This is a genomic window from Pectobacterium artocarpous (assembly GCF_046159765.1).
Classification (GTDB): domain Bacteria; phylum Pseudomonadota; class Gammaproteobacteria; order Enterobacterales; family Enterobacteriaceae; genus Pectobacterium.
Map to the genome: position 1 here is coordinate 172655 of NZ_JBJXVK010000004.1, position 14727 is coordinate 187381.

Below are 14727 nucleotides of genomic sequence, written 5' to 3' on the forward strand. Positions count from 1 at the left end.
TTCAACTAACACGCAGGTTTTGAAATGGCTGATACCGTCTCATCTGTAGTCCCTGATTTCTTCATACATCGAATATGAATTTCACATCTAACACAAAGGAACTTGTATGAGTATCACCACCACGAAACGCCACAGTGAAGAAGTTGAAGCTGGTCTTTCTTATCGTCTGAAAACCGATATTACAGCGCCCAAGTTTGATCTGTTTGGCGAAACTTACACGTTTGTTGAGACTTTCTCTGGTACCGTCATCGATTCCGATCCAAATAATGGTCAGATCTGGGTAAAAACCGACGCCGGGGATGAGAAGCAGATTTCCGACTATAGTATCCCGTTCAGAAGCTCACACACTATCCATAAATACGAGTTTCGTCGGTATAGCGAAGATGGTTCGTATGATGCGTATAAAGATGCCCTTATCGTTAATAAGAACACGGGTGAACATGAAGTAAACTTAAACAGGAAAACAGTTGTTATCCCCGCTTTTCTGACAATGCTTTTCCATAATGCTTCCACAGCATCGTATTACAGAGCAATGCCTGTTCCAAAGATGTTCTCCGTTATTTTTATTTTACTTTGTGCTACTGCACTTATTTCATTTCTCACATTGCCTTGGGGCTTTAAAGACGGCTACATGTGGAGCGACCACAAATATATGTGGTTTACGTATCTTTTCTCAAGAATTGGAAGTTTTATTTGTATCAAGTTGATGAAAAGAAGAAGCCAGAGATTTGAAAATGAACTCAGAAATCTTATTGAGTCAGTAAAACGCTAAAAGTTAAAAATAAAAAAGGAAAGTATTGTATGAAAAAAATCATTATTTCAGCATTCGTTTCTCTGGCTCTTGTGGGTTGTTCTTCTGTAGGTAATCAGTCCCTGAAAAATGAGACGCAGGAAAGCGTGAAGTCAAAAATCATCAAGGGTAAAACCACAAAGCAAGATGTGTTGGCTTCATTTGGTGAACCAGACAGTCGCTCCCTCATTGACGGTGAAGAACAATGGTCTTACACGATGTACAACAGCCAGTCCAAAGCCACGTCATTTATCCCTGTGGTTGGATTGCTGGCCGGTGGAGCTGACTCGCAAATGAAATCCCTCACGGTTTCTTTTAAAGGCGAAAAAGTAAGTTCTTACATCTTTAATGCCGGAACAAGCAACGTGAAGACGGGTGTTTTTTAATATCACAATGAGAAGATGTTTTGGTGAAGTGAAATACCCCATCGAAATAGCTTCTTATAAATAAAGCATCAGGGAAACTTCTGTTATTTATTTTTGACAAAGAAAAAAATGTACGTCATAAGATTAATAATATGGCTACCAGCGTTAACTGGTAGCCATATATCAGCAACACCTTAGTAAGCTGAAGAGCTATACAAAAGGACGCTGATGAAGATCGCTATCCTTAGCATTTTTAGGAGATTATTGTTCATAATCCACCTCCTTTTTTATTATTGTTATTTTTAAGGACACGTGGTCCACGCGTATAGTAACAGCAAAAGCATCCATTAGGATGCTTTTTTTATAGCAAATTAAATTCCAATAATATAATTAGCAGAATAACAATTAATATGATTTAAATTACTTGCTTAACAATATTCACAATCCATATTTTCTTTTCTTCTCTTTCATGAATAACTCTTTTTTCAACATATTCGCATCATGCTTCTTCTTTTCATGAACATAGATTTTTTCAGTTCTGCTACTATTGTTAATAATGAAATTAATCAATGAAGAACATACGCCTTTCATTCGTCCTTTATCGATCATGTCATTTTCAATTTTATTGATATAACAATAATAAGAAAGAAGTAAAAAATTCAACACTACTTCCCTGTTTGAGAACGTTAGTTTTTCTATTTCAGGCTGGTATTTAATGTAGAACCCGGCACAAAACAGGTATGATTTTTCTATAATTTCTTTTTCTTCAAAGCCTGATTGCGTAAGCTTATCAACAAACCTATCAAGCAGAATAAGGTATCTTTCCATTAGATTGATATTCATCTTTTTCATAATATGCATCCTTGCAGTTATTTTGTCATCCTGACACCAAATAAATATCAGTATTAAATTAAAAATCAAGCACTCCGTAAAAATATATTTACACAGTAAATATTAACTTACATTTCGAGTGCGTTTTTCGGGTAATGATGCATTAAGTTGATATTCTTTCATCCCATGCTTATAAGCACCATATTGCCATCGGGTGAATTGCTCTTTATACCTGTTATTCTGCTTTTTGAGTAATTCGATTTCTGCGGCCATATGTTTAATTGTCTTCGCCGCAATGGTAAGGTTTGCAGGCTTCCTCAACGGAACATCGATTTCTTTGATCAGCTTCTTTTTCAATAAATACGCATCAACAATATCTTTATGCATGTTTAATGACTGTCGGGTTGGTCTTTTTCCGATACGTGATTTTACCGCTTCACACAGCGCTTCCCATGTTAATTTCCCTTCCCACAGATGAATAACGCCTTTGATTTTATTAATATCGGATTGTGTTAAATGCTTCGCCATACGGCCTCCTGTTTATTTCATTAATTTTTATAAGTTATTTTTAATTTTTCTGGTTATTTTTATCTAAAATGAACAACACTTCTTCGTAGTGAGCAACCCACCTATCGGCACCATAATGATCATCATCCACAGCATCTTTAGCTGTTTGCCAGAGTGAGCGGATTTTTTTAATGTTTTGTTCTCTTTGCTGTTCGCTCATTTCGTTATGTCCTGCCCATCCATAATGAGTGGTTTCGGATAATTTCCTGCAAGGGGGAATGACATAATTGTGAATACAATATCCATGAGGCGTTAAGTGAATCGCTCCACTCACTGAATCATGAAACACCTCAGCCCCGACAGGCAGAGTCTCACCAGGCTTGTCGTCAGGTTTGGGCTGGTAGCAATAACGATGGTTCCCCAGCTTCAGCGTCCCGACTTTTTCAAGCATCTCTTCCTGCGAAGTATGGTTGTAGTCTCGGTTTTGCATCACGCTGACTCTACCCGACCATTTTGCGATATCTAATTCTGATAATTCACCGAGATGAGCAAGTGTGTTTAACAGATGTCTTGGCTGATGAGAACGCAGGTATAACGCTTTGCCTGAATCATTCAGATAACCGTAACGGGCAAAGATATTTTTCATTGCCTGTCTGTTCTTTCTCTCCTTCTCTATATCCTGCGTAAAGAAGTCATAGGTTGGTCGGTATAATATGTAATCAACCGTCATTTTCAGCTCATGGCACTGATGCAGATTCAAAAGACACAATGCATTGCTGTATTTCACTGATTTCTCTTCATCAAACCAGGGAAAATCCGCTGGAAATAGGCCAGTTATCATTTTCCATAGTGTTCTCAGTGTATAATGCCCGTCTGTCGGGTTAAGGAGTGAAATACCGCCGTCAAGACTTGTGCGCTTCAGTTTTTCAATGCATTGCTTCTTATCATTTAGTGGATAACCAAGCGCGTGGCAAACCTGAATAACATCAAGTGATTCATCTTCACTTACTTTTGGACAAAGCGGGTGTCTGTAAAATTTATCCGCCGAGGATTCATACCATCCAGCAAGTGTGCGTGCATTCTCAGACAGCCTGCGTAGTCTGCTAATGGCTTTTCTCGCAACGGGCACCATTACGTCAGGTATCCACTTAATAGTAGCGCCATAGCCTTTTACGGAATAAAAACGCAGCCCGTAGCGCTCTATCCCGCTTTTATCATTTCGGGTAATTTCACAGTCAGCAGGCAAGGCCAGTATTTCTGAGGCACGACTTGGTGAACACATCAGTAGCGCAAAAGCAGAGGTTGTAAACAGGTCTCTCTCACTGAGTTCTTCATCCGGTCGGGAAAAAATTTCAGCGATAGCGAGTAAAGCTCGCTCATCCGGTAATTTATTTTTTCTGTCTTCATCTTCTTTCTCAGGAAGATAATTATTTTTAGTATGTGGTTTAACCGGATTAACCCAACCAAGGAAGCCACATTTCACAAAATGATGTTCAGACAAAAACTTAGCCAGTTTTTCAATCTCATAACCACACTTATACAGGACATTATTTTCATAATACTGACCTGCAATCTGCAAAGCTTCATCAATAACAATGACCGAAGTATTATAAACATAAGCGTTCTGATGAACCTGTAAAAGTGCTTTTTCCAGGCACTTCAAGGCCGTTATTGCTGTACCAGGATTTTTAACTGGGTTCAGTGCCTGCTGATATCGAATATAGCTTTTTGCAAAATCTACAAAGTTTTTATCTAACAGGTATTCATCTTTAAATGCGCCACTGCCAGTGTCCAATTTTCTAAAAATGGCAATACCTTTCCAGACAGGCGAATCCCATTTCAGCTCTGTTCCGAATACGGTTAATTTATCACGGCAAAAGCTGATAAATTCCTGAACATTTTTTTCTGCATCTAAATCAGCGTGAGATTTGAATACAACGACATTATTCATATATCACCTCTTTGTTATCAGTATTATTGTGCAATTGTCTGAAATAAATACAGCTATGACAGGGTATTGCTGAAGTATCGACGCAGGATGAACATGCTTTTTTCGTCAATAAACCATGATTGCCACTGGCTCTATCCCCCTCCACTTTCCCAAGAAAAACATCAGCAAGAAAGGCCAGTTTCTCAGAAACTGCCTGACTGATTTTTTCGGCATTATCGGGCAGGTTTTCAATATAAACGCCCGCGCTGGCGATTGAAGAGTGATCTAACAGTTCAGCAATAACCTGTACGCTACATCCTTCACGGGCTAGTCTTGTCCCAATGGTATAACGAAGCCTGTGCGCACTCATTTTCATAGGCTGTGCCGTTCTTTCCGAAATCACATTTTCTTTTTTGATAATCTTTTTAAGGATAATGTCGACAGTATGCTTTGACGCATGAAGTCTGTCAGAAACCAGCAAGTCTAAAATTTTCTCTTTACCGACCAGAATCTTACAACGGGTTCTGTCAGGGAAAACGGGAACCTCATCCTTTTCTGCTGGTGTAAGTGCCCTGCCAATTTGCAATTCAATAAACTCAACAGAGGCGCTGGCCTGTTGGCTGAGGATATCAAAAAGGGACTTATTAACATTCAACGACCTGAAAGCCTGTCTGAACCTAAGACCTTGTTTTATTCTGGGGATGTTTATAAAAAACCTCACCTCGCCATTGTGTGTCTTTTCTTTTACTATGTCCTTCAATTTTAATGACGTGATTTGTAATGACCTTCGCCCTGAAAAACTCAATAATAATGCCGCAGAAAACTCATGCAGTGCTATTTTTTTATTTCTGTAAGCACTGTATATAGCCTTATTAAAAATCTCATGCTCATTATCTGTCAATGCCCCTTTATCTGGGTTGTCCTGTCTTATGATATCCCCTGCCTCTTTAACTCTTAACCTTGTTGCTTTCAGAAGTGTTATTACTTTTTCATCGATACCATAGTAGCCAAGAGAATGCCATTTGGTGAAAAAACACCTCAGACTCACTAAATTCTGAATTTCCCATTTAGACAGTGAAGCTCTGTAGTTTAAGATAACTGATTCATCAATATAATCAGGAGATACCTTACCGATAAAATCGGCCATGGCATTATTTATTTTCAATACATAGCTAGGGCTGTATCGGCAGGCATAAAAAGCAAGTGTATTGAGGTATCCATCAATTAATTTTGGTTCAAGGAGAAGCGATACCGCCTCAACATTAACAATGCTATTTCTGTTTAATCTCCACTTCTCATCATTGATACAAAACGAATAATCAGGCTGTTTTGCTTTTAAAAACACGCTATCTTCCTGATAGTTTAAATCATTCATTAATGTATCCTCCCATCAGTTGGTTCTGCATGGCAAGAGAGGTTTTGTGAGCCTCTTCAACAAGATGTCTTCTGTTATAAATTTGCGCCGTTCCAGAACCCGTTTTCCATCCCATAAGATACGATCTGATTTGTTCTTCCTTTTCTTCCGAAAAAGTCTCATCCATCCCATCTACCAGTGAGGAAAATTCATAATTCCATGTATGCCTTAATTTATGTCCTGTTAGTTCGGCCAGTTCAGGTGAAGTCTCGCTTATCATATTAATAATTTTATGATACGCAGAAAAAGACAATGGTTTTCCCTGTGAATATCCTTTTTTATAGGTAATAAAGAGAAAATCGTTACCTTTTGAATTCTCTACATTACGCCTATCCTGTGTAATGTAATTAAATAACTCAGCCATTAATGCATTGCCCACAGAAAACATCCTCTCACAAGTCTTCACAAGTGGTTGATTAACTCTTGGGTCAAACTTATCATCGGGTCGCCTTTTTATTACAATCATTCCAGAAGAAAAATCAATGTCCCTTATGCGAAGATTCAACAGTTCTCCTGCCCTGATCCCAAAAGAAAAAAGCAGTAATATAATCAATCGGTTTCTTGACTGAACTTCATCAGCAAAAGGATTGAGTTCAGAGCCGGGCCTGACCACCTCAAATAAAATATCAAGCTGTTGTTTGCTTAATGTTTTCTCAGGAATTTGATTTTTATATCTGTCTTCATTTGAGGGTCTTTTATTTTTTAGCTTTTCAATAAAACTGTCCATCATTTTTTGATTATCTTTACACTTAGTTCCGATTGTGTGGACTTCACACAGCCATTCAAGATAATTAAAAATAACGGTTAATCTGAAATATTTTGTCGGTTCTTTAACAATACTACGCTCATGAAAAGATGTTGTTCTTTTGTTTTTGAAGTTTTTCGAAGCAAAATCAGCCAAATCATCAATTTCATTAAGCGCCAAAAATTGTAATGTAGCTATTCTTTCTCTGATATCTATTCTTCTGAGAGAGAAAAAACGATAAAGTAATGCCAGACTTCCGGCAACAGCCTCCATCGTGTTAATCGACTCTGACTTGTTCCTGACTCGCGTCGTTATATAGAGAGTAGGGTCATACAATGGTTCCCCTGTCTTCTTATCAATGACATGGCAGTATCTTTCACCATTTTCAAACATAAATGTATTTGTTACTATCCTTTCCATCACTGCGTCCTTTTTATTTAATTTTACAAATTGATAGAGGTGAGATATATAATCAAATATAGAAATTTATTTTACAAAAATATCTTCATAGGAATTATCTGTTTGTTGCCTGATAATAAAGAGAAAACCAAAAATAATTACATATATTAGTAGTGGTGAATCTAGTATATTTTGTATTCACCAATTACCTCCAGACACGCATCAAACCCTTTAAATAAAAGCCTCTCCGAAAACCTGTAAAATATTCTGTAAAATAAACCGCTGTTTTTCGCTTTAAATTTTACATTTTACTTTAAGCGACATGGTTTCTTGAATTTTCGATAGTTAATTGAATCCACTCATCGATTTCGCTTTCAACAAAAGCGATGGCACGAATACCGATTTTTACTGGCCGGGGAAAGCGATTTTGGCTGATAAGACGGTAAATCCAGGCTTTACCGAATCCTGTTCTTTCTAAAACTTCCGACAGGCGAATAAGACGTGTACATGGCTGATTCATGGTATTTTCCTCATTTGCGTTGACGGAAATGACTATAAGAGTGAATCAGCATGAAAAAGAGCGACCTTCATATCGCCGGGGGTATGGACATCAGTCTTTATCAGAATCCGCGATTTTCATCACGTCTGAAACTCTGATGTTTTATTTATATGCATAAAATACGAAAAGCTATGTAAACAAACATCAACAATACTAATGAAATTATTTTATATAGAATAATTAGCAATGTAGGTTAGTTATAAAGTCGCAGTTTAGTTAATTTAATGAGATGTAGTGTTTTGATGAAAAATCATTAGACATTTTAAGTTATTCATAGATATATTATGCGAACTAACCTACCCAACTAATGAAACCTTTATTTAAAATAAGATGGAGTTATTTAATGTCCGAGCAACTAAAAAAATGCATTGTGTGTAATAAGGAACTGAGTGCATTAGCAACAACATGCAATGGGTGCAACTCTCCTGATCCATTTGGACACAACCAAGCAAGGATCAGATTACATAACCGTATTACTTTATTAATTATTGCCACCATTTTTTCTGGTTTAGCTTTATGGTACTTTGGTGTTATTGATCCCATCAAATTATTAGGCCTTGATAAAATCATCAAGTAATTTTTTCATTGCCTCAAAATCTTGCTCCAAAGATTTCCTCCAATATTTAAATGATTTTTTTCGTGGATTCTCTGGAGCAAGGCGGTAAACAATTTCATAATCACCATTGAAGTTAGCTATCAGACTCCACCCCCAGTTTAATTTTCCCAATGAAGATTCTGAATCATCTCTTAAGATTTTTTCTAACTGCTTTGCTTTAAGTTCCGTAGTTTTAAAGGCAATATAAGGTTTAACTATATTAGTAGGAATACCATGCCCTTGACACGAAGCATAAGTATCATATCCAACCTTATTCATGAAAATCACAAGATCTTTTATTTTTGGTTCTATATATACATTCATATTAACTCCTTTTTTATTTTAACTAATATTCAATTAATATAAACATGTCAATATGCGGTTATTATTTTATGCAATAACCTGAATAGATGAGATTTGTCCCGTTATTCCTTATCAGAATCCGCGATTTTCATCACGTCTGAAACTCTGATGTTTTTGAGATGGCTATTCTTATTGATAAACAGATGAAACTGCCTGATAAAAGGTATACTCGCCGCCTTTAAAGCTAGTGGTCTGTCCGTATCCCTAATCTGATGGTTAAGGCGGGTTTGTTCTTCATCATCATCGTCCGTGTAAAGGAGGCGGGAAAGACGATCTTCTGATATCCGAACCTTGTGCAGGTTTGACCATACCAAAATGTCGATCATGGGTATCAGTCTGTAATTGATGATTTTCTTGATAGTGCCATAGCCAAAACGAACAGCATCCGTTATGTCCGGCTCTATACCACGGACTTTACGCCACTGTGGAAGTGCGGCTTTCAGGGATTCAGCGATTTCTTCGTCAGTGCCACTGGATAGATCGATTTCTACCATCACCGTATTGGTAAACAGACGTGGCAGCACCTCCGACACCGGAGCATCGAGATATTCCCGGTTGACCGAATACTCATTGCCTCCATCCCAAAAGAACAGTGAATTTCGCAGGCCGTTGATACTTAACTGTGCCAGTCTTTCGGTTGTCGTCAGGAAAAAGTGCGGGGGCTGATACAACGTATCTTCTCTGGTGAGATACCCCAAATGTTTTTCAGTAATGAGGAAAGGATTGCCGCCGAAAATCCGTTCAATGTATAGACCGACCGCTTTCGCTTCAAATTCTTCATGGTAAGGCTTGAAGAACAGAGTTCTTGCCAGAAGCTCATGGTAAAGCTGTATGAGCGAAAGCGCTTCAAACTTGCGATAGGTATCGACATCCAGCCATTTTTTAACTTCTTTGGTGTGTTCCGTTGACCAGTTTTTCATGATTGCCATTCAGTGTCTTTTGTTCTTCCATCCAGAAAGGATAGTTGATCCAGACTGAGCAACCACATGAAAAAGTGTATTATGAATTCGGCTAATAAATAAGTTTGTTTTCCTGTCGTTTTTTTGAACAAAAAATGTAATAGCATTCGTCAGTAAAAAAGTTGGGGGTATTATTGGGGGTGTCAACAATCGCTGAACAAAAAATCTTTAAATAAAAACAATATCCTACTCTTCAGTATCGAATCCTGTAGGGAGTAACCCAAAAATCCCAACATTTCCAAACTTCAGAGATGCTTTAGCGGGTGCTGTAATGAAAACCATCGATTAACACGGAACGATGATCTGTGTTTAGACAACAACGACATGCTGACTGATTGCCCCGTAGGAGCATATGCAATAATCGAAGACTCAGGGTTTTATGTCGCTGTACACGTCGGCGAAACTGACGCGCCAGCAATTCACATAGACCCTGTTCCGACGCTCGAAGACGCTTTGGACATTATTGCGCGTGAATTGTCGTTCTTTGCGTGAGTTAATGTTAATAAAAATCACTCCCCACTCACGTCCAACTTGTCGACTGTGACATTATACAGACTGGCTTTGTTTTTAAGATCACGCGTATTTATCATCGAAGGACGCCCATTTACGATATTTCCTATATAATTTTGCTTTCTTATATGACTATTAACCAATTGATTTTTTCCATCCGCCACGCGAATTATGGATTTAGATATATCTTTAAATATATTTTCATTCATTGTGACGTTAGATATACCTCCATTCGTCCATACACCATACGGCAACCCTGAGATAACATTCTCTTCAATAAGAACATCTCTTATTGCATTATTAATTGCGATACCGCCAAACTGTACATTATGCGCGTTTCCTGATATTTTATTTTTTATAATTTTAACATTATCAGCAGGAGTGTTGATACGATTTAGAAAAACACCCGCCGTTTTAAAGGATGAAATATCATTACCCTCAACAACACAATTCCCACCAGACTCAAGAAACACTCCGGCTTTACAATCGACTATATTATTATTTTTTATTTCTCCATTCTGCCTTCCTTTATTTGACTCAAAATCAATTGCATTATCATTTGTTTTTCTTATTTGGCAACGTTTAACAACGATATTGATCGGATTCTGTGCCTGAATACCGATATACCCTATATTAGTTAAAGTGGTTCCATCGCACTTACAATTATGTGAATTCCTGGCAAATTGGATTCCATTATAACTTACATTAGACACCTTAGTTTTTTGAGTAGTTGAGCAACTATTGGCATTAATAAATACGATACCAGAAAAACCACGCGTTCCGCCAGCATTGCGACCATCAATCGCAACCTCAACAACACAGTTGCGTATCTCTTCCGTGGAAACATTGCTCAACACCGCGCCACTCCCCCCCTCACTACTTTCTTCCAGAAGGATTTCGCCATTTCCATATATCCGAAGATTGCTTCTCAATTTGATACAAACTGAATCTCGACCTATAATCCCAGCGACTCCGGGGTGCCTCACCGGAGAAACTGCGTACTTTTTAGAAAGATGCACGTTTCTACAGCCAGAGTCTATCGCCGCCTGGATCGATTCGGTGTCATCAGTTATCCCGTCGCCCTTGGCTCCAAACTGCTCCGGGGTAACAACATCGCGCGAGTCCGCAGCGCGGCCTAGAGACCACCTGAAGCCAACACCAACGGCCAGGTATTTAAGAAAAACCCTTCTGGTTGTCATTGCCAACTCCTTACAACGTGCAATTGATACCAAGACGACACAAAAACACACCCACACATTGCAAAATGTTAAATTAAGTAATAAAATATTCAATTTTAGGCACACATCAAATAATCAACATTGCTTGATAACGAGAAAAAAATGGCAACTTCTCTTTACTGGTCTCTTTTTATTCTATTCTTAATCCCTAAAATTAATATAATATCTATTGGAAACTATAATGCAGGAATAAGAATTGATGATTTTATCATTGCATTGTGGATTTGTGTTTTTATGCTTTCTTATGCTTTAAGAGGCAGGATTTTAGTTAGGGTTATTGATTTCAAGTATTATAAATTTATAATATTCATGCTTATCGGAACATGTTTTTCTTTATTATTTTCCGGACAAGGCTCGATTATATTCCCATTTAGATTTATTGAATACTTTGCTTTTTTTATAATGGGCGTATATCTTGCAAAGAAGGGGACTTACATTACTGGAATGATGAAGTCTATTCTATATTTAAACATCATATCATCTTTGCTTCAGTTCTCGGGGGTCATCGGGGGTTTTACGGTAACCGGATACAGCAATGACGTATCATCAAGGGTTATAGGGCTAACGAGCGGACCATGGGAGCTAGGCGTATTACTAAATTTTATTACTTGCTATTTCTTATCAAGCAAAGCAGGTAATGCATATAAATATACCGTATTCTTTTCTTGCCTCTTTGTTATTTTCCTTTCTGGTTCTCGAATGTCATTCGTTGCTCAAATGTTTTTGATGGTCTATTACATTTTAAAAACATCATCAGCAATCGGCATAATGAAGAAAGTGTTCATCTTTACTCCGTTTATCATCATATCATTTTTTTATCTTGCAGAATCCTCGATAGCAGAAAGATCGGTAAATCTATTTAGTATAGAAAACATTAGAGAACTGCCGGAAACATACAGAGCGACAACCCTGGTTAACGGAAATCCCGACTGGATGAAATTTGGCGTCCTTGGCGGTGATGATGTCGATGCGAGCTGGGCTATACGTTCGATGAAGTGGGTTTATGCTGTTAAGCTGTTTCTATCAAATCCTGTGTATCTTTTCTCGGGAGTCGGAGCCGGAACCTTCGGGAATGCTCTTGATGGCGGGTGGCTCAGAATGCTAACAGAGTGCGGGGTAATTGGATTATTACTTTTCGTTTCATTCATGAATGCCAATAAAAAATCGGGGCTTAACAATAAGCTGATATTTTGGGCTTTCTCTATAAATATGATAATGATAGATATTTATATGTCCTATAAAGTCATGTCATTTATGTTGTTTATTTTTGGGTATACTTATATCAGAAATAAAAGCGGATATGCATACAATGAATTCAGAAAACTGAAATTCAAAAACCAATCATCCCATCGTTGATCACGATGGGAGTTAGAGATCTATTTTTAAAGGTCAACCGTCTGCAACGTCATAGACGGAGTGGACGCATAGATCGTTGCTTCTAATGCGTCCTTGTATACTCTTTGTACCTCTTCTTCCGTGCTGCCCTGTGTTATTTCTCCGGTAACAGTCGTTACCGTTCTCATAATGAAGTTTTTTTTATCAAAATCACGAAAAATAGAAACAGGGATGGTTGATTCTCCGCATGTTGACAAGACCATGTCTTCATCAATAAAAGCGAATGCATCAACTTCGCCAGTATCAAGACCGCACCCTTCCGGAGGTGTGTATTTACCCTGCAAATAATAGTGCATATTACAATTTCCTCATGAACATGAAAGTTACTTGCATAGATACCGCCGTGTTTTGGATAGCATTTAAATTGTACCCGCTTGCCGATAATGTTGGATAAGCGACCTTATCCGCGCCGAATAGCTCAATTCCAGTTGAACCGACAATAACGTGAATCACCCCACCGACGCCGGTGGTTGCTGTTGGCCCGGCAATATAAACATCCCAAATTTCTTTTGTTGCTGTCACCGTTCCATCACCAACGAATGAAAACGTGCGGATCGTTTTAGCCGTATTTTGTACCAGCGATATGCTATTTTCAGAGCCGTATGACCGCCAGCTGCCGATATAAGTTTTACCGCCGACAGACATTGTACCATTCACATTTAGCCCGCCTGGCAACGTAAGCGTGCCGCCACCGGCCATATCGTATTCCAGCAGGTTCTTATTATTCCAAACGTCAATAAGGTAGGATTTGTTACCGTTGCTGAATAACTGAATTCCCTGAATCATATTCGAGTTTATATCGAATGAATTATGCCAACGGATTTGCGACGTTATAATCCCGCCGCCAACAAATCTAGAAAGATATCCAAAATCGGCGATCCCTCGAGCAAATGCCGCGCCATAAAAGCCGTGTATAAAGTCAAAGTAGGATTGATTGGCAACCGGTGTCGTTACTGCTGATACAGTAAACTGAACGCTGTTCGGGTATGTTGCGATGTCGCCGGATTTCCAGTTTGTAGCCCCCCCCCCCCCCCCCGTGGTTTCTTGCTTATCTATAACAAGAACTTTATAGACTCCCTTCGGCCACTCGTAGTAGTCGAGAACTTCATATAACACGCCAGCACGCTGCACAGACAACCCACGCGGATCGACGGCGGGCAACGCGTTAACCGTCAACTCACATAGCCACTTCCCGCAAAAATCAATGTCACTTCCGTATATTTTAAAATATTGCGCACCATCAAATAATTGGATGCCGCCGTATTTCAAATTCGTCATAAACCCAATTTCAAAGTTATGGCCTTCCGCGATAAAAGTAGAGTTACCTCGCTTAACGCGGACACCGAAAACGCCGTTATACGCATAGTCAATACGCACTCTGTTTGATGAAGATCCAGATGAAGTGGAGACATCACATTGATACACCCCTACCGCGTTCCTACACCGTCCAACATGAAAAACAGAGCCGCCAGCGCCGAATCCTGATAAGCGATAAAGTGTTGTTTTATCCCCAACTTTGCGCCGTCACTTGAACCCAGGTTTGCGCGAAGAGTGCCATCTCCGATATTTACCCACATCCCAGAGGGGCTAGATGATGACCAGACGCCCCCATCGTTATCTGGTGAATCTCCAGTAATAGTGTGCGGAAGTTCACCCCCGTTAAAGGCGCTGAATAAAATGACGCAGTTGGGCATGCCAGTCAGTGTTCGTATTGCCTGAGAGCTGAATAAAGGGCACTGCTGCACATCAAAAATGATTTATTCAACAAAGCCCTTCGATCGTCACATATGTATAATTAGCCATATAAGTTTCCTTTTCAATGGTTTTTGATCCTTGTGGATATTATCGTTAATGAACACTAAAGGCCATTGATGCAATTATAATGATTGGATGATATGGATATCAAAGAACTGAGCAAATCGATTTGCTCATTCGTAAATTATGATGGACTCCCCCCATAATCTGAGGACGATATAACCCTCATGGTTTTTACAAACATTGCCAGCCATTTAATTAAAAAGATTACAAATGTAAAACATTTTATGCTAATGATTTTTAAAAACACTGCTTACAGGATATATCTCTACTATCGAAAAATACCCATGTAAGAGTTAAATATAATTAATT

Annotated in this window: 15 protein-coding genes; 4 read left to right on the forward strand and 11 right to left on the reverse strand. The window is 38.6% G+C overall.

Annotated elements, in window-relative coordinates; genetic code table 11:
• Positions 1 to 106: 106 nt before the first annotated feature.
• Positions 107 to 772: a hypothetical protein gene (locus ACKQAD_RS03980; protein ID WP_409158948.1), complete on the forward strand. Its 666-nt coding sequence runs from the start codon at positions 107 to 109 to the stop codon at positions 770 to 772.
• A gap of 29 nt (positions 773 to 801) precedes the next feature.
• Positions 802 to 1176 carry an SEN1984 family lipoprotein gene (locus tag ACKQAD_RS03985; RefSeq protein WP_498044227.1) on the forward strand — a complete coding sequence of 125 codons (375 nt, stop codon included), beginning with the start codon at positions 802 to 804 and terminating at the stop codon, positions 1174 to 1176.
• 417 nt (positions 1177 to 1593) lie between these two features.
• On the opposite strand, the gene ACKQAD_RS03990 is transcribed toward ACKQAD_RS03985, so the two are convergent.
• The 6 genes from ACKQAD_RS03990 to ACKQAD_RS04015 all read right to left on the reverse strand — a co-directional run bounded on the left by ACKQAD_RS03990 (position 1594) and on the right by ACKQAD_RS04015 (position 7501).
• The gene (locus ACKQAD_RS03990; protein ID WP_409158949.1) at positions 1594 to 2007 is read right to left on the reverse strand and encodes a hypothetical protein; all 414 of its coding nucleotides are present in this window, start codon (positions 2005 to 2007) and stop codon (positions 1594 to 1596) included.
• Positions 2008 to 2109: 102 nt separating this feature from the next.
• Entirely contained in the window at positions 2110 to 2514 is a 405-nt protein-coding gene (locus ACKQAD_RS03995) for a hypothetical protein (protein ID WP_409158950.1), read from the reverse strand.
• Positions 2515 to 2554: 40 nt separating this feature from the next.
• Positions 2555 to 4444: a DNA-binding protein gene (locus tag ACKQAD_RS04000; protein ID WP_409158951.1), complete on the reverse strand. Its 1890-nt coding sequence runs from the start codon at positions 4442 to 4444 to the stop codon at positions 2555 to 2557.
• Entirely contained in the window at positions 4437 to 5798 is a 1362-nt protein-coding gene (locus ACKQAD_RS04005; protein WP_409158952.1) for a site-specific integrase, read from the reverse strand. The genes ACKQAD_RS04000 and ACKQAD_RS04005 overlap by 8 nt, the downstream gene beginning before the upstream one ends.
• Positions 5791 to 7002 (reverse strand): tyrosine-type recombinase/integrase, encoded by a 1212-nt coding sequence (locus ACKQAD_RS04010; protein WP_409158953.1) that lies wholly within the window; start codon positions 7000 to 7002, stop codon positions 5791 to 5793. The genes ACKQAD_RS04005 and ACKQAD_RS04010 overlap by 8 nt, the downstream gene beginning before the upstream one ends.
• 292 nt (positions 7003 to 7294) lie before the next feature.
• Complete coding sequence (locus ACKQAD_RS04015) at positions 7295 to 7501, reverse strand: helix-turn-helix transcriptional regulator (protein WP_039471141.1); 207 nt, start codon at positions 7499 to 7501, stop codon at positions 7295 to 7297.
• Positions 7502 to 7883: 382 nt separating this feature from the next.
• Here ACKQAD_RS04015 and ACKQAD_RS04020 point away from each other — a divergent pair, with 382 nt between their 5' ends.
• The gene (locus ACKQAD_RS04020; protein ID WP_205546898.1) at positions 7884 to 8117 is read left to right on the forward strand and encodes a hypothetical protein; all 234 of its coding nucleotides are present in this window, start codon (positions 7884 to 7886) and stop codon (positions 8115 to 8117) included.
• Here ACKQAD_RS04020 and ACKQAD_RS04025 read toward each other — a convergent pair.
• From ACKQAD_RS04025 to ACKQAD_RS04035, 3 genes are all read right to left on the reverse strand, one after another.
• Positions 8091 to 8459: a hypothetical protein gene (locus tag ACKQAD_RS04025; RefSeq protein WP_040038070.1), complete on the reverse strand. Its 369-nt coding sequence runs from the start codon at positions 8457 to 8459 to the stop codon at positions 8091 to 8093. The two genes, ACKQAD_RS04020 and ACKQAD_RS04025, sit on opposite strands and share 27 nt — an antisense overlap.
• A gap of 101 nt (positions 8460 to 8560) precedes the next feature.
• A complete protein-coding gene (locus ACKQAD_RS04030; protein WP_409158994.1) occupies positions 8561 to 9418 on the reverse strand; it encodes a DUF6387 family protein in 858 nt (285 codons plus the stop codon).
• Between the two features lie 548 nt (positions 9419 to 9966).
• Positions 9967 to 11166, reverse strand: coding sequence for a right-handed parallel beta-helix repeat-containing protein (locus ACKQAD_RS04035; protein WP_409158954.1), 1200 nt, complete (start codon positions 11164 to 11166; stop codon positions 9967 to 9969).
• Positions 11167 to 11307: 141 nt separating this feature from the next.
• Here ACKQAD_RS04035 and ACKQAD_RS04040 point away from each other — a divergent pair, with 141 nt between their 5' ends.
• The gene (locus ACKQAD_RS04040; RefSeq protein ID WP_409158955.1) at positions 11308 to 12561 is read left to right on the forward strand and encodes a hypothetical protein; all 1254 of its coding nucleotides are present in this window, start codon (positions 11308 to 11310) and stop codon (positions 12559 to 12561) included.
• Between the two features lie 26 nt (positions 12562 to 12587).
• Here the strand turns inward: ACKQAD_RS04040 and ACKQAD_RS04045 are convergent, their stop codons facing one another.
• Both ACKQAD_RS04045 and ACKQAD_RS04050 read right to left on the reverse strand, forming a co-directional pair.
• Positions 12588 to 12896 carry a hypothetical protein gene (locus ACKQAD_RS04045; protein WP_409158956.1) on the reverse strand — a complete coding sequence of 103 codons (309 nt, stop codon included), beginning with the start codon at positions 12894 to 12896 and terminating at the stop codon, positions 12588 to 12590.
• Position 12897: 1 nt separating this feature from the next.
• Positions 12898 to 13977 carry a hypothetical protein gene (locus ACKQAD_RS04050; RefSeq protein ID WP_409158957.1) on the reverse strand — a complete coding sequence of 360 codons (1080 nt, stop codon included), beginning with the start codon at positions 13975 to 13977 and terminating at the stop codon, positions 12898 to 12900.
• Positions 13978 to 14727: the final 750 nt, after the last annotated feature.